The 16,215-nt window shown below is 66.2% G+C and carries 10 protein-coding genes; 1 reads left to right on the top strand and 9 read right to left on the bottom strand.

The annotated features are described in order from the left end of the window. Positions 1–73 precede the first annotated feature (73 nt). Complete coding sequence (locus tag AC1DX5_RS16320; protein ID WP_465172969.1) at positions 74–3,238, bottom strand: TonB-dependent receptor; 3,165 nt, start codon at positions 3,236–3,238, stop codon at positions 74–76. A 543-nt stretch (positions 3,239–3,781) separates the two neighbouring features. Here AC1DX5_RS16320 and AC1DX5_RS16315 point away from each other — a divergent pair. Continuing rightward, positions 3,782–4,126, top strand: a complete 345-nt coding sequence (locus AC1DX5_RS16315) for a RidA family protein (protein ID WP_478016391.1) — start codon at positions 3,782–3,784, stop codon at positions 4,124–4,126. 269 nt (positions 4,127–4,395) lie between these two features. On the opposite strand, the gene AC1DX5_RS16310 is transcribed toward AC1DX5_RS16315, so the two are convergent. The 8 genes from AC1DX5_RS16310 to AC1DX5_RS16275 all read right to left on the bottom strand — a co-directional run bounded on the left by AC1DX5_RS16310 (position 4,396) and on the right by AC1DX5_RS16275 (position 16,121). Further along, positions 4,396–4,869, bottom strand: coding sequence for a GNAT family N-acetyltransferase (locus AC1DX5_RS16310; protein WP_478016390.1), 474 nt, complete (start codon positions 4,867–4,869; stop codon positions 4,396–4,398). A gap of 46 nt (positions 4,870–4,915) precedes the next feature. Beyond that, entirely contained in the window at positions 4,916–5,383 is a 468-nt protein-coding gene (locus tag AC1DX5_RS16305) for an N-acetyltransferase family protein (protein ID WP_478016389.1), read from the bottom strand. A 4-nt stretch (positions 5,384–5,387) separates the two neighbouring features. Next, on the bottom strand, positions 5,388–5,648 hold the full coding sequence (locus AC1DX5_RS16300) for a hypothetical protein (protein ID WP_465172973.1): 261 nt from the start codon (positions 5,646–5,648) through the stop codon (positions 5,388–5,390). Further along, positions 5,645–6,709: a Glu/Leu/Phe/Val family dehydrogenase gene (locus AC1DX5_RS16295; RefSeq protein WP_465172974.1), complete on the bottom strand. Its 1,065-nt coding sequence runs from the start codon at positions 6,707–6,709 to the stop codon at positions 5,645–5,647. Before AC1DX5_RS16295 ends, AC1DX5_RS16300 begins: the two co-directional genes overlap by 4 nt. A gap of 320 nt (positions 6,710–7,029) precedes the next feature. After that, positions 7,030–8,670 carry an N-acetylglucosamine-specific PTS transporter subunit IIBC gene (nagE, locus tag AC1DX5_RS16290; protein ID WP_465172975.1) on the bottom strand — a complete coding sequence of 547 codons (1,641 nt, stop codon included), beginning with the start codon at positions 8,668–8,670 and terminating at the stop codon, positions 7,030–7,032. Then, positions 8,670–11,123, bottom strand: coding sequence for a phosphoenolpyruvate--protein phosphotransferase (gene ptsP, locus AC1DX5_RS16285; protein WP_478016388.1), 2,454 nt, complete (start codon positions 11,121–11,123; stop codon positions 8,670–8,672). The genes nagE and ptsP overlap by 1 nt, the downstream gene beginning before the upstream one ends. Next, positions 11,120–13,363: a family 20 glycosylhydrolase gene (locus tag AC1DX5_RS16280; RefSeq protein ID WP_478016406.1), complete on the bottom strand. Its 2,244-nt coding sequence runs from the start codon at positions 13,361–13,363 to the stop codon at positions 11,120–11,122. The genes ptsP and AC1DX5_RS16280 overlap by 4 nt, the downstream gene beginning before the upstream one ends. 67 nt (positions 13,364–13,430) lie before the next feature. Next, the gene (locus AC1DX5_RS16275) at positions 13,431–16,121 is read right to left on the bottom strand and encodes a TonB-dependent receptor (protein ID WP_478016387.1); all 2,691 of its coding nucleotides are present in this window, start codon (positions 16,119–16,121) and stop codon (positions 13,431–13,433) included. Positions 16,122–16,215 lie beyond the last annotated feature (94 nt).

Here is a 16,215-nt window from a genome sequence, read left to right as displayed (position 1 = left end):
CAAGCTCAATTCCCAACGGGAAAAAGGCCGCTGCGAACAGCGGCCTTCCCCCTTAGTCGATCGATGGGGCGGATCAGAATTTGAACCGCGCACCCAGCATGAAGCGCCGGTCGAGTTCCTGCGCGTACCACAGCTCGGTTTCGGCGCGAGCATAGGTGCGGACGCTTTCTTCCAGCAGGTTGAGAGCTTCCAGCGTGACCGAAACATTCGACGTGACATCGTAGCTGATGTTCATGTCGAGCTGGCCGAACGGTGCCGTGAATTCCGGATTACGTGAATCCTGGCGGTTGATCCCCGAGAGGAACTTGTCGCGCCAGTTATAGGCAAGCCGGGCCGAGAGGCCGTTCTTGTCGTAGATCAGCGTCGCGTTGAACGTGTCGCTCAACCCGAGCAGCGCGAACTGATCCTCGCTGGGGCTCGCGCCGAGGTTGAAGCCGACATCGCCCCGGACCATCGTATAGGCCGCGGCGACGCCGAGGCCGGTATTGCCGAGGAAATATTGCCCGGCGATCTCGATGCCCCAGATTTTCGCGTCCTTGTTGTTGATCGGGCGCGAGACTTGGAACTGATAGAGCGGATCGCTCGCATTGGCGGTCACGTCGAGCGTATTGTTGATGTTCTGGAGATAGGCGGTGTTCAACCGGCGATTGGCCGTATCATAGTTCGCGCTGAACTGCGCCGTCGCGGCCGCCACCGAGCCGGTCTGCTGGATCAGCGCGGTCATGGCGAACAGATTCTCGTCGCTGGTATCGACGCCGAGCCCCTGGAGCGCGGTCTTTGCCGAGCCCGACCGCGAGCCGGCAGCACCCGAGCTGGGGTCGCGAAGACCGAACAGGTCACTGGTGAACTGGCCCCGGCCGATGAAGTTATGCACGCGCTTGTCGAACAGGCCGATCGACACATAGCTGTCCGGCTTGAAATAATATTCCAGCGAGATGTCGAAATTGTCGGACGTCAGCGGCGCCAGCCGGGCGTTGCCGGTATTGCCGCTGGGGACGCCGCCATTGCTGATCGGCCGCGGCGGTCCGCCCACCGTGGTTGCGGTGTAGAGGTCGCTATAGTTCGGCCGGCCGATCGTCCGGCTGAAGGAGAAACGTGCGACCAAATTCTGCAGTGCCTCGATCTTGAAATCGAAGGACGGCAGCAGATTGTTGTAGCTGCCCTTGTCGGTAAGGAAGCTGTTCTGGTTGGAGATGACGACGGTGAAGTCGTTGTCCGAAACCCAGTTGATCGCCGCCGGAACCGCGACCAGCGAGGTGGAGGTCGTCTTGGTGTTCTCGTAGCGCACGCCGGCGACCATGCTCGCCTTGCGGCCGGCGATCTCGCCGTCCCAGGTGATCTGGCCATAGGCTGCCCAGATGGTTTCCTTCACCCGGTTGTCCTGGTTGGACGTGATGCCGACAGCGTGCGGCTTCGTGGCCGAGTTCGCATCCAGGCCGACATAATAAGGCGAGAGGATCGAATAGATATTGGCCGCATTGCCGCGGAAGGCGAGCTGCGACGGCGCATCGCCGCCGGGGTTATACTGGTTGAACTTGCATTCGAGGCAGAAGGCCTGAAGCGCGCCCGGTGCCAGCTTGTTCACGTCGCCGGGGCTGGTGATGCCCCAGTCGCCCAGCGTCTGCTGAGTCGCGAGGAAGGTCTGGTGCATGTCGGCGGTGCGGTAATTGCCGCCGAAATCGAACCGGCTTCCGCCGCCGAGATCCCAGCCGAAGTCGGCGCGGACTTCCTTGACCGTCTGGTCCTGAGTCGAGGCGAAGGTGCGGCCGACCTGCGATCCGACATCGTTGATGTCGAGTTGCCCGTTGCCGTTGCTGCTGATCGTGATCGCCTGTTTCGGGATGCCGCCGGTGTAGTCGACCGAGTGCGCCGCCACCACGTTCGCGCCCATGCCGACCAGGGTCGAACTCTTGCCGTTGGGATTGTCAGGCCGGCTCGACGACTTGCTGATATGGCCGTCGAGGTTCAGCGAGAAATTCTCGGCAAAGTCCCATTTCGCGTTCAGGCCATAATCCTGCAGCTTGCTCCGCTGCGCGCGATTCTGCGCTTCGAAGCCTTCGTCTTTGGGGCCGCCCAGGGTCTCGTGCAGATAGGTCGCGGTCGCGACGGTCGGGTTGCCGTCGAAGGTGACGACGTCGAACGGCCGGCTGAACCAGTTGGACAGATCCGAGCGGACCTCACGCTGCTTGTTTTCCGCATAGAGCGCGTCGGCCGTGAGGGTCAGCGACTCGGTGGGACGGAATTGCAGGACGCCCTGGCCGTTGAAGCGCTCGCGCGTGCCCTCGGCATAATGGTAACGGCTGTCGTTCGGGATCGCGACCAGCTGGCTGGCATTGGTCGGCGCATTGTTGACGACCGTGCAATTCGGCCCCGGCGTGGACGAGGGGCAGGCGCCGCCCGACCGGGCGAAGCCGCCGGAGAGGAAGGTGCTGTACGGAATGATGTTCCAGTTGTTCGACGTCGCGGCGATCGAGGTATAGTTGCGCTTCTGGTAGCTGCCGAACACGGACACGCCGAACGTTTCGGCGTCATTCGCCCAGTTGAGCACGCCCGAAACTTCCGGCGTCACCTTGGAGCCGCAGTCCAGGCAGCCGTTCACGCTGGTGTCGTAGACGGCCTTCGCCCCGATGCTGCCCGACAGCCCCGACTTGCCGTCGAGGGGATGACGCGAGACCACGTTGATCGTCGCGCCGATACCGCCCGAGGGGATGGCGGCGCGGCCGGTCTTGTAGACTTCGAGCGTCTTCACGCCTTCGGAAGCGAGGTTGGAGAAGTCGAACGAGCGGCTGGTACCCTGCGCGCCGTCCGAGTTCTGGTCGCCGCCGACGACCGAGACGACCGAAGTCGCGAGCGTGCGGCCGTTCAGCGTGACGAGGTTATAGGTAGGGCCGAAACCGCGCACGGTGACCAGCGCGCCCTCGCCATTGGTGCGGTTGATCGACACGCCGGTGATGCGCTGAAGCGACTCGGCCAGGTTGGTATCGGGGAATTTGCCGATATCTTCCGCCGAAATCGCGTCGACGACACCGGCAGAATCGCGCTTGATCGCGATCGACCGCTCGAGGCTGGCGCGGATACCAGTGACAACGATGTCCTGATCGGTATCGCCCGACTGTCCATCGGCAGCCGTGGCCGGCGCAGCTTGCGCCAGCGCTGCGGCCGGCATCATCAGACACACCGCGACCGCGATTGCGGATGTGGACCGCGCAAACGCCGACGAACGCCCAAAGCTTTTCATAAATCACCCCTCCTATCCGGCGCGCCGCGAGGCGCCCGGGCCGTTGTTTTCTGCAAGCAGGATTCGCGCTGCTTGATGGTAACGGTACCAAAATGTCTGACGTTGTCAACGACGACGAGACGAGTTTGACGAGGAGAATAAAACCATAATGACGATGTTTTTCCGGGTGATGGATTCGGCGGTGCCGGATGTTAGCGCGCGCAGCAAGGTCGCGCCGATGGTTCAGCTCGTATAAATCCCGCACAAATGCGCGGGTTGGCGTGCGATTCACCGCGCGATTCGGGTCTCCGACGACGCGGCGCGGCATTGCCGGCTCAGGCGTGCCGGATGGATGCCAGTGTGGCAGCGGCGCAACAACGCCGCCATATTTTCGGACGGGCCAACCCGCTTTCAGATCAGTCGTGCCGGGTGTCCGATTCGCGCCGATTCCCCGTCGGTTGCGCGCGGGAGCCATCTCCGGCAGGCAGCGCGCGATCGACTCGGGCGACCGGGGATCGTCGATTGCACCTGAAAAGCGCGCGCAAGCGCCGGGAGATTTGAAGCATGACCATCACTCGTATCGATGCAGGGCCGCGCATGAGCCAGGCCGTGGTTCACGGCGACACGGTGTATCTGGCAGGGCAGGTCGGCGCGCCGGGCGAGAGCGTTACGGCGCAGACAAAGTCGATCCTCGCGCAGATCGAGGATCTCCTGGCGCGCACCGGGAGCGACAAGTCGAAGCTGCTGTCGGCGACGATCTGGCTGGCCGACATGGCCGATTTCGGCGAGATGAACGCCGTGTGGGATGCCTGGATCGGCGGCCAGGACGCGCCGACCCGCGCCACCGGCGAGGCCAGGCTGGCGACGCCCGACTATAAGGTCGAGATCATCATCACCGCCGCGCGCTGAGCCAGTCGAAGCGAGCAATCATGCTCGCGGCCCTTCGCCCTATTGTTCCGACGATAGGAAAGAGCGAACCGGACGTGTCCAGCGGGGACGGCATGGCAGATGCCGTGTCGCGTTTGAATCGACGCCGGCCACTGCGGGGATCAGCGGCGGAGATATGGGACACCAGCTCGTCCCATATCTCCGCCCCCGCGTGGCAATCATTTATAACAATATCATATACTTAAGATAAAATTTCGGCACTGCGCAGGATATGCGCAGATTGTGGCAGGTCATTGGTCGAGTAGCTTGCGCTGGATGACCACCGCATTGCCGTGCGCGTCGACTTCGAAGCCGGCGATATGGAATCCCTGGCGCAGATTGAGCAGTATCATCGGGTTGTTCGCGGCGCGCGTGCGGGTTTCCACATGACGGTAGCCGAGCGCGCGGACTTCGGCGTGTTGCCGCTCCATCATCAGCGCGGCGAGGCCGATCCGGCGTGCCTCGGGCGCGACACCGCCCAGCCAGCTGTAGAACAGGCTCTCGCCCCGCCGATAGCCGAGCTTGAAGCCGACCGGCACGCCATCCTCCCGCCGGGCAAGCAGCAGATGCGGATCGGCGACATGCGGCAGGCGACCCGCCAGATAGGCGCGGTCGAAGCCGGGGAACACTGCGTCGCACAGCGGCAGGAGCAGCGCGATTGCCTCAGCGGCGGTGCCGGCGAAGGTTTCGATGCGGGGCACGTCGGTGGGAGAGGGGAAGGACATGCCCCCTTTCTGCCGACTGACGCGATCTTTCGCCAGTCTCGCGCGGTCAGAGGCGGATTTCGTAGCGCCAGACATCGAGGCGGAAAATGCCATCCGGTGTCGACAGCTCGCTGGTGAAGACGCCGGCGCGGTGCCAGCCCGATTTCTCGTAGAAGCGCGCCGCCCGATCATTGCCGATCGCACAGGCGAGCCACGCGACCTCGACACCGTTCGCGCGCAGTCGCTCCACCGCATCCGCCATCAGCGAGGGCGCGACATCGCTGCCGCGCGCATCGGCCGAGACGTAGAATTGATAGAGTTCGTCGCCCTTCAGCATCGAGAAGCCGAGCAGCGTCCCGTCGCGCACGCAGACCCGTACGCGGTCGAGCGCTTCCACGAGCCGTTCGTGGAAGCTCTCGAGCGTACGCAGCCGCGCCAGGTCGGCCGGCACCACGGCGGCATGGCCGTCCTGCCAGCCGTGGAACCACAAGCGGGCGAGGGTGCCTATATCCGCTTCGATCGCGTTCCTGATCATGCCGCTATCCCGAATCCCCATAATCGAGCGTTACTTCCCTGATCAGGAACTGGGAGCGCAAGGTCTCCTCCAGAATGCGCGCGAGATGGGGATCGGCGACATCGGCCTCGATCTGCATCCTGACCAGTCCGGCGGAACGGCGAATCAGCGCGAAGGCGGGCACGAGCCCGCGCCGCGCGAACTGGCCGAAGACGCGCGGGACCAGCTCGGGATCATCGGTGCCATGAACCCGATAGCGCGCGACGGGGCGCTTGAGCTCCCTCATAATAGCGCCATCGCCGGGGTGCGGCCGCGCGCGATCGTCGCGCGCGCCAGGCGGTCGGCGGCGAGGTTGACGGCGATGCCGCCGTGCTCGGCATCGGCCCAGACCTGGTGGAGGCGGCCCGGGATCGCATCGATCCGCGCCGCGACCTCGTCGCTGTCCCAGCCGAGATATTCGGCGCAGACATTGATGATCCCGCCGGCGTTGACGACATAATCCGGGGCGTAGAGCACGCCGCGCTCGGCCAAAGCCGCGCCGTCTTCCTCGCTCCCAAGCTGGTTGTTGGCGGCGCCGCAGACCACGGCGGCGCGCAGCTTCGGGATGCTGCGCGCATTGAGCACGCCGCCAAGGGCACAGGGCGCGAAGATGTCGCACCGCGCCTCCAGCACGCCACTCAGCGAGGCGACATCGGCGCCGGTACGCGTCGCGACTTCGGCGACCACGGCGGAGCGCGGTTCGGCCACGATCAGCTTCGCCCCCGCATCATGGAGCAGATAGGCGAGCGCCGCGCCGACCGATCCGAGTCCCTGGATCGCGACGGTGCAGTCGCCGATCGGGCGTTCGAGCCGATGCTCCGCCGCCGCCTGCATCGCACGGAACACGCCGAGCGCCGTCCATGGCGATGGGTCGCCGCCGGGTCGTCCGCCCTGCGGCGGCAGGCCCGCAACATGGCGCGTCTGCCGCGCTACTTCGGCCATGTCGCCGACGGTGGTGCCGACATCCTCGGCGGTGACATAGCGGCCGCCAAGTTCCTCGACTGCTTCGCCAAAGGCACGGAACAGCGCGGCGCGATCGAAATCGCCCTCGGGGCGACGCAGCACTGCCTTGCCGCCACCGAGCGGCAGGCCGGCCAGCGCGTTCTTGTAGCTCATGCCCTCGGCGAGGCGGAGCGCGTCCTGGGTGGCGTGGTTGAAGTCGGGATAGGTCCATAAACGGCAGCCACCGGCGGCTGGGCCGAGATGCGTGGAATGAAGGGCGATGACACCGTCAAGGCCGCTGGCGGAATCCTGCAGGCGAACGACCTGCTCGGGCGGATGCGCGTCGCGCGCATGGGAAAAGTCCATGATGAAGCTTTCGGAAAACACTGAATTATGTAAGTCGGCGTGGCGGATGCGTCCCGCGCCAGCGCCTGTGACCTTTGGGGTCAGATCGCGGAGATCTGCCCGGTCGTAATTCGGGTCCGGATAATAAGTCGGATCGAGGCGCGAGCGGGGACGCCGGGCATTCGGGCGTGCGAAGACAGGGCGGAGGCCGCTGCTTTCTTCGTCACTGCCGACATGCCCTGCACGGTCCGGTGGTTCCTCGTTTCGACGTGCGATTCTTCATCGCCGGCACCGTGATAGACGGGCGGTAATGAAAAATCCGCAACTTTTTTCGCGAGCGCTCAGATGAGGGCGTGGACGATGCCGGGCGAGACCTCGCTCCAGCCCCGCGGCGCGGCCTTGTCGAGCGCCGCGGAATCGATCGCCGCCATGTCGGCCAGGCGCGCCCGCATCCGTCCGGTGTTCACCGCGATCTCCAGCACATTCTGCCGGCCACCTAGTGCGGCCAGCCAGATGTCGTCCTTTGCCTCGGGGACGGGGGTGGTCTTGCCCAGTGCGCGCATCTCCCCGGCAACGCGGTCGGCGATCGGGCCGAGCACCACCTGAAGCGCATTGCCGCCAGGACGCACCACACCGCGCGCGCCGAGTGCCTTGAGCGCGGCTTCGTCGACTTTGGCCGGGTCGATGAGGATCAGCCGCAGGCGCGTCGTGCAGGCATCGATCGACTGGAGGTTGGCGGCCCCGCCCAAGGCAAGCACCAGCCCGGCCGCCTGATCGCCCGTGGCGCCGGAACCGGCGGGTTTGTCCGTCTCCACCTCACGCCCGGGTGTCTTCAGGTCGAAGCGGACGATGCAGAAGCGGAAAGCGAAATAATAGATGGCGAAATAGGCCGCGCCGACCGGCAGCAGCAGCAGCGGCCGGGTCGCCAGGCCATAGTTGAGCACATAGTCGAACAGCCCCGCCGAAAAGCCGAAGCCGAGCCTGACGCCCAGCGCGTCCATGATGACCATCGACAGGCCGGTCAGCACCGCATGCACCGCGTAAAGCAGCGGCGCGAGGAACATGAAGGTGAACTCGATCGGCTCGGTGACGCCGGTCAGCAGCGAGGTGAGCGCGAGGCTGAGCAGCATGCCGCCAACCGCCTTGCGCCGCTCGGGCAGGGCAGAGCGGTACATGGCGAGGCAGGCGGCGGGCAGGCCGAACATCATCACCGGGAAAAAGCCGCTCATGAAGGCGCCCGCGCTCGGATCGCCCGCGAAATAGCGTTTCAGGTCGCCGGTCGCGCCATGGAAATCGCCGAGGATGAACCAGGCGATGTTGTTGAGGATATGGTGGAGGCCGGTGACGATGAGGAGCCTGTTCAGTGTGCCGTAGATGAACAGGCCGATGGGCCCGGCGTTGACCACCCAGCGGCTGAGCGTGTCGATCGCGGTTTCGAGCGCGGGGAAGCCGAGGCCGAACAGCGCTGCGCCGATCAGCCCGGCAAAGCCTGCCGCGATCGGCACGAAACGCCGGCCGCCGAAAAAGGCGAGATAGTCGGGCAGCCGGATCCCGGAATAGCGGTTGTACAGCCAGCCCGAGACCAGCCCGGAAAGGATGCCGGCGGGCACGCTGAGCTTGCCCAGTTCCTTCGCCTTCCAAGCGGCGGTAGCAAGATCGCGTGCGGCCTGATCGGCAAAGGCGGCGGTGACGTCGGGTGGGACGAAAAGCAGCGCCTTCCCGCCCTCGACGGTGACGAGGAAGGCGACCGCGCCGGCAAGGCCCGCCGCGCCGTTGTTCTCGCGCGCCAGGCCGACCGCGACGCCGATCGCGAAGATCAGCCCGAGATTGGAGAAGATCGCCTCGCCCGCGGCGGCGATGAAGGCGATGTCGAACATGTCAGGCTGGCCGAGACGCAGCAACAGGCCTGCCACCGGCAGCACCGCGATCGGCAGCATCAGCGCACGGCCGAGCGGCTGGAGGGCGTCGATCCGCAGGCGCATCATTCGGCTCCTTCCAGCAGCGTGCGCACCGCGCCGGCGGTAGACATCGACAGGGCCTTTGCCGCGAGCGCTCGGCAGGTGGGCATGTCGAGCGTGCGGACCGCCGCCTTCAGTGCGGGGATGGCGGCGGGCGTTGCCGAAAGCTCGGTGACGCCGAGGCCGATCAGGATCGGCGCGGCGGCCGGATCGGAAGCGATGCCGCCGCAGACACCGAGCCAGCGGCCGTGCTTGCTCGCGCCTTCGGCGGCGCGGGCGATGAGGTGCAGCACGGCGGGGTGAAGCGCATCGACCATCGCCGCCACCGCCGGATTGCCGCGATCGGCGGCCAGCGCATATTGAGTCAGGTCGTTGCTGCCGATCGAGAGGAAGTCGGCATCGCGGGCCAGGCTGTCGGCGAGCAAAGCGGCGGCGGGTGTTTCGACCATCACGCCGAGCGGGACGGGTTCGTCGATCCCGAGATCGGCGCGCACCTGATCGAGGATCACACGGGCAGCGGCGAGCTCGCCCGCATCGACCACCATCGGCAGCATGATGCGGCATTGCGCCGCCGGCACGCCGCGCAGGATCGCGCGAAACTGGACCGCGAGCAGGCCGGGATTGGCGAGGGAGAAACGAATACCGCGCGCGCCGAGCGCCGGATTCTCCTCGTGGGGAAGGGGCAGATAGGCGACCGGCTTGTCGCCACCGATGTCGAGCGTGCGCACGATCAACGGCCTGCCGGCGAGCCCTTCAGCGACGGCAGCATAGGCGACCCGCTGCTCCTCTTCCCCAGGGGCTGAACTGCGGTCATGGAAGAGGAATTCCGTGCGTAGCAGACCGCAGCCCTCAGCGCCGAGCGCTACCGCCGGGGCCGCCTCAGCGCTGGTCGCGAGGTTGGCGAAGATCTCGATGCGGGTCCCGTCGGTCATGACGCATAATTCCCGCGCCGTTGCGGTTTCGGTGGCAGCACGGTCGCGCTGGCGGAGCAGCCGAGTGGTGGCTGCATCGCGAGCGGCAGGTTCCGGTGCTGGATCGAGGGTGGCGCAGTCGGCATCGAGCACGACCTCGCGGCCGTCATCGAGATCGAGGACGGCTGATCCGGCTGCGACGATCATCGGAATGCCCGCAGAGGCGGCGAGGATCGCGGCGTGCGCGGTTGGCCCACCATAAGCGGTGCAGATGCCGGCAACGCCCGCATCGGTCAGCGCGGCGAAATGCGAGGGGAGCAGTTCGTCAGTGACCAAGATCGCGCCGCGCGGTGGCGTCGGCATCGCGGTATCGGCGCCGACGAGCAGCGCGATCATCTGGCGCTCGATATCCTTCAGGTCGGCGATGCGTTCGATCAGCAAGCGGTCGCCGGTCGCGCGGATCGCCTCGGCATGGCCGCGGATCGCCCCGCGCCAGGCGAACGCCGCGCTCTTGCCTTGCGCGATCAGGCCCTGCGCGGCGGCGAGCAGTTCGGGGTCCTCGATCAGGGCGCGGTGCGCGGCGGCGATGTCCGCGCCGGCACCATGGCCATTCGCGGCGGTGGCCAGCAACCGTGTTCGAGCGGCGGTAAGCGCAGCACCCTCGACAGCCGCGCCGTCACCCTGCTCGGGCACGGTGATATCGGCAGGACGGAACTGGAAAATCGGGCCAATGGCAAGGCCGGGCGCGGCGCGGACGCCGTGGATCAGGCCATCGGCTGCAGGCGCTGCGACGGGGGTGACGGGCTGGTGCGCTTCCTCGCTTATGCCCTGCTCGATCAGGGTGGCGACGGCGGCGATGGCAGCGCGGGCATCGGGGCCGCCTCCGGCGATCTCGATGTCGTCGTCATGGCGGATGCCCGCCGACAACAGCGCAACGATGCTGCGCGCATTGGCGGTCTTGCCGTGCGCGGAGAGCGTTACCTCGGCCGTGAACGGCTTGAGTGCCGCGACGATGCGGGCTGCGGGGCGGGCATGGATGCCGCTGGGAAGCGGCACGCGGATCGTGCAGCGTGCGGTATCCTCGCCGAGATCGGCTGCGACCTGGTCGGTAGCGAGCGGGGCGATGTCGGCGATCGGATCGCCGGCTTTCACGCGAGCGTCGAGGCCGTGGAGCGTTACGACAAACCCCTCGCTGGTGATGGTGATCGGGGTGATCAGACTTTTGGCGCGGGCGGCGACCGGGTCGAGATCGACCTCCAGCAACACCTGGCCGAGCGTCACCGTTTCACCGTCGCGGACTCTGGCGGTGAAGCCGTCTCCCGCCAGCGCGACGGTTTCCAGCCCGACATGGATGAGCAGTTCGGCGCCATTGGCGAGCTTCAGGGTGACGGAATGGCGGGTCGGGGCGACCGCGATGACGGTCGCGTCGCAGGGCGCGCGGATCACGCCTTCGAGCGGGTCGATTGCAAAGCCTTCGCCCATCATGCGCTCGGCGAAGACCGGATCGGGCACCTGCGCCAGATCGAGCGCCCAGCCGGCCATGGGCGCATGCAGGCGGACGATCACGGAGCGGTCACCAGCTGCACGGCGCTCACCGCCCAGAGCGGGTTCACGCCCCTGGCGGTATAGGTGATGCACAGGTCGTGATTGCCCCTGAGCGGCGCGATCGGGGTGGTCAGCAGCGTGATCCCAGGTCGGTGCGCGGCGGGCGCCAGCGGCAGGGTCGCGACACGCGGGCCGTCGCAGCCGTCGCGAATCTCGATCTCGCCGGCGGGGGTCGCGGGCGGGCGAAATCTGATCTTGTCCTTGTCCGCGCCGATCTGGAAATTGAACGGCACCTGCCCGACCGAGATGGCGATCGAGCGCACGCCGTCCATCGGGGCGGCATCATAGATCCAGCACGGATTGGCGACGTCGATCATCAGCGCGGCGCGCGGCTCTTTCGCCGGCGCGTCGTCGGCCAGCCGCAACGCGATGCCCTGCGAACAAAGCTTGAGCTGCGTATCGTCGCGCCGGCGGACCGATGCGGCGTTGAGGTTCAGATCGATCGCACCCGGCAGCACCGCGCCATCAAGCATGGTCGCGGCGCGGAAGCGGGCCGGCATCTTCAAGGTCACCGGCCCCGAATAGAGCGGCGATGCGGGGCCGGGGAGGCTGCCGTCGATCGTGTAGCGAACCGGCAGGTCAGACTGACCGGTGAGGATCACCTTCGTGCCATCGCCGTCCGGCGCGAGCCGCGCCACCGGGCGATACACCGCCGCGCTCGGCTCGATGCCGAGCCTGCTCAGGCGCTGCATCTGCGGCGCGAGGCGGCGGACGAAATCGCCGAAATCGCGCTTCCCGCTCGACCAGCCCAGTTCGGCGATCGCCGCCCCGCGCGGAAAGGCGGCCGCTGCGACGAGGGACTCGTTGCGCAGATGCTCGGCCCAGATATTACCCTGCAGGCCGAGGATATGGCGCTGCTGCTCCGCCGGGATCGAGGCGGGTGCCGGATCGAACCCATAGACGGTCGCGAGCGTGATGAGATTGCCGCGCCCGGTGCCCTCGGCGGCGCTGACGCCCTGGCGATTGTCGAGATAGAGCGTCGGCGCCGGGCTCAGCACGGCATCATGGCCCGCCTTGGCCGCGGCGACCGCGCCGTCCAGCCCGCGCCACGACATCACGGTCGCATCCGGCATGATGCCGCCGTCGAGGATTTCGTCCCAGCCGATCAGCCGCCGGTCATGCGCGGCAAGATAACGGCCGATGCGCTGGATGAACCAGCTTTGCAATTTGTCCTCGGAGGTGATGCCGAGCGCCTTCATCTTCGCCTGGATCGCGGGCGAAGCGGCCCATTGCTGCTTCACTGCCTCGTCGCCGCCGACATGGATGTAGCGCGACGGGAACAGCGCCATCACGTCGTCGAGCACGTCCTGCAGGAAGGTGAAGGTCGCGTCGTCGCTGTTGTAGAGCCAGGGGAACACGCCCCAGTCGCTCTCCGTAGCCGGCGGGATCGGAACGCCCATGCCGAGGCGTGGATAGGCGCGGATCGCGCTCAGCGCATGGCCGGGCATCTCGATCTCGGGCACGATGGTGATGCCGCGCGCGGCGGCATAGGCGACGATATCGCGGATCTGTTCGTGCGTGTAGAAACCGCCGATGACCGGCAGGGGAGGGGCGCCGGGCGCGGTGGCCGGGCGGCGCCACGCGCTGACGCTGGTCAGGCGCGGATATTTAGGAATCGGGATGCGCCAGCCCTGATCGTCGACCAGATGCCAGTGAAGCGTGTTGAGCTTGTTCGCCGCCATCGCATCGATCAGCCGCTTCACGAAGGCGGGCGACTGGAAGTGCCGCGCACTGTCCAGCATCAGCCCGCGCCATTTGAAGCGCGGCGCATCGTCGATCGAGACGGCGGGAATGAAGGGGCTGGTCTCCCCGGCGCGGGCGAGTTGCCACAGCGTGACGGCGCCATAGAGCAGGCCGGCATCGTCGCTCGCGCTGATCGTTGCGCCCGAGGCGGATGTGGTCAGGCGATAGCCCTCGGCGGGAAGGCCGGTCACGCGTTCGAAGCGGATCTTGCCGCCGGTGGTTACCGCGAGCTTCGGCCCGCCGGTGCGGAGGAGCAATTCGCCGAGCCGCGCCCCGGCGTTGCGGGCGCCGGCATCGCCCGGAGGAATGGCGATGCCCGTTGCGGGGGTCAGGGTGAAGCCGCCCTCAGCGACTTTCATCGATTGCGGGGCGGGGAGCAGCGCCTGGGCCGAAAGCGGCGTCGCCCATAAGAAACTCCCGGCGAGCGCCGGGAGTGACTTGCCGAGGAACTGGATCATGCGCGGCACGGACAGGTCCTTGTACGAAGGGACGCGGGCCGGAGCATCCCCCGGCCCGCAATGCCTATCAGAAGCGCAGGCGCGCGCCGACGTAGAACTGCCGGCCATTGTCGTAGATCGCGCGGAACCGGTCTTCAGTGCCGGAATATTGCTCGATCTTGCTGTTGGTCAGATTGACCGCATCGGCGGTGAGCGAGATGTTCTCGGTCACCTTGAAGCTCGCCGAGGCGTCGAGCGACTGAGTCGCCTTCTGGTTGAGCGGTGCCGCCCGGTCGATGTTGATGAAGAAGGACGACCGGTAGTTGTAGGACAGGCGGAACGAGGCGAAGTCGTTCTCGTAATAGCCGGTCAGGTTCAGCGCGTGCTTCGAATTGCCGGGGATCGGATCGCCCGTTTCCGATTTCGCATCGGAATAGGTGTAGTTGATGATCGCCCCGAAGCCATAGGCGATCGGGCGCGAGATCTGGAACTCGGCGCCCTTGTTGGTCCCGCCCGCGCCGTTCGATCGACGGTTGATGTCGAAGGCGCAGTTGAACAGCGGGTTGGCGGGGGTCGAATTGGACGCGACCGTGCAGCGCGACGCGTTCGGGTTGGTCGCGTTCTGCACCGGATACACTTCCTGCACCGTGCGGTTCACGATGTAGGACTGGATGTCCTTGTAGTAGAGCGCGGCCGCCACGATCGTGTCGTGATCCGGATACCATTCGATCGACAGGTCGTAATTGTTCGAACGGTACGGATCGACGCGCGGATCGCCGCCGTCGCCGGTGAGCGAGCCCGGGTTGAGCGACACGCGCGGCACGATGTCGGTATAATCGGGCCGGGCGACGCTGCGGCTCGCGGCGAAGCGCACGATGACGTCGGGGGTGACGTTCACGCTCAAATTCGCGCTGGGCAGGAAGTCGGTATAGCTGCGCTTGACCTCGACCGGCACATAGACGCCGAACGCGTTGGTGGTCACCGCACCCGGCGTCGAGGCCGGCACGCCGAGCAGATTGCCGAGCGAATCCTGGTCGGTGCGCACGATGCGCAGGCCGAAATTGGCGCTCCAGCCGTCTTCCTTGCCGCCCAGCTTCGCCATGGCATAGCCGCCATAGGTCTTCTCGTTGATCGAGTAATTCTCCGGCGGGTTGAGGATGCGCTCGCGTGCCGAGGCCGGCAGGTTGTTCAGGATGGTCTGCAGCTTCGTGCGATCGACCTGGAAGAAGTTGGTCAGCGTGCCGGGCAGGGCGACGCCGTCGAGGAAATCGTCGGGCGTCGGGCCGCCGGCGAAATCGACCGAGGTGCAGGCATGGCTGCCGCAGCCCGACGCGCCGACCAGGTTGAGATAGAAGGCGCCGTACGTCGTCGCGAGGAAGCGGGTGACACGGTCATGATCGGTGAACTTGCCGCCGAACTTCAGCGCATGGAGCGGGCCCCAATCCACCTCATGCTCGTAATCGACGTAGAAATACTTCTCTTCGTCGCTGTTGGTGATCTTGTGGAGCGAGGCGAAGTCCAGGATCAGATTCCTCGGCTGGGTCGGGTCGATGCCGGTGAACTTCACCTGCGGCACCTTGCCGCTGATGTCGAAGGTGAAGGCGCCGGGCGCCGCGCCCTCGTAGAAGGGCTGCGATTCCGTGTTGCCGTTGGCCTTGGTGTAACCGGCCTTGAGGTGCAGCGTGGACGCATCGGTCGGGTGCCACACCAGATCGGCATCGGCCGAATAGGTCTTGGCAAAGGCCTGGCGATCGATCGCGTCATAGACCGCCGCGCGGCTGCCCGGCAGCGAGGTGACGGTGCCTGACACCACGGTGCCGTTGCGCACGGTCGCGTTGCTCAGCGTGCCGCCGTCACCCAGCGCCTTGGAGCCCCAGGCGAGGTAGTTCTGGTTGAAGTTGTTGGCGTTGAACTTCGAATAGAGCCCGGTGATGTTGAGCTCGAGATCGTCCGACGGGCGGAACTGCAGGGCGATGTTGCCGCCGTACCGCTCGCGCTCCTGCTGGAACAGCGCCGAGCCGATCAGCGACGGGATCTGTGCTGTCTGGCCGCCGACGGTGACGGGCTGATAGCCGAGCACTTCGATGCCGTCGCGGCGGATGTCGCGCTTCTGATAGACGCCGCCGATCAGGATGCCGAAGGTATCCGCATCGTTCTTCCAGCTGAACAGGCCGGAGACCTGCGGGTCGAACGAACCGCGCTTGTCCGAATAGACGCCCTGGACCGAGGCGGAGACGGTGAAGGCCTTCAGGTCGAGCGGATTACGGGTGTGCACGTTGATCGTGCCGCCGATGCCGCCTTCCTCGACGTCCGCCTGGCCCGATTTATAGACATCGAGCTGGCCGACGATCTCGGCCGGCAACGTGAGGTAGTTGAAGCTGCGCGTCGCCGCGAGCTGTTCGAGAATGAACCAGTCGGCGGTGGCGATGGCATGGCCGTTGACCAGCGTCTTGGTCAGGTTCGGCGCGGTGCCGCGCAGCGAGACGCGTTCGCCTTCGCCAAATTCGCGGTTGATCACGACGCCGGGTACGCGCTGCAGCGCCTCGGCGACGTTCTTGTCGGGGAATTTGCCGATGTCCTCGGCCGACAGCACGTCGGCGATGACGCTCGAATCGCGCTTCGCGTCGATCGACAGGCGCAGCGACTGGCGGATGCCGGTGACGACGATGTCGCTCTCGCCCGAATCGCCCTCCGCGGATTGGACCGGGCCGGGCGGCACGTTGTTGGCGGTGGCGGTGCTCTGGGCCTGCGCGGTGGCGGCCAATGCTAACGAACTCACGGATGCAGCCAGAAGTCGTATTGCGGTCATTGCCGTTCTCCCCTTCTTGTCCCTGTCGGCATGCCAATTGGTTACCAATCGCATACCAATTTGT

It is taken from the genome of Sphingomonas sp. P2_B6, assembly GCF_056404755.1.
The sequence above is the reverse complement of the archived record's forward strand: the minus strand, read 5'-3'. Positions and strand labels throughout refer to the sequence as shown.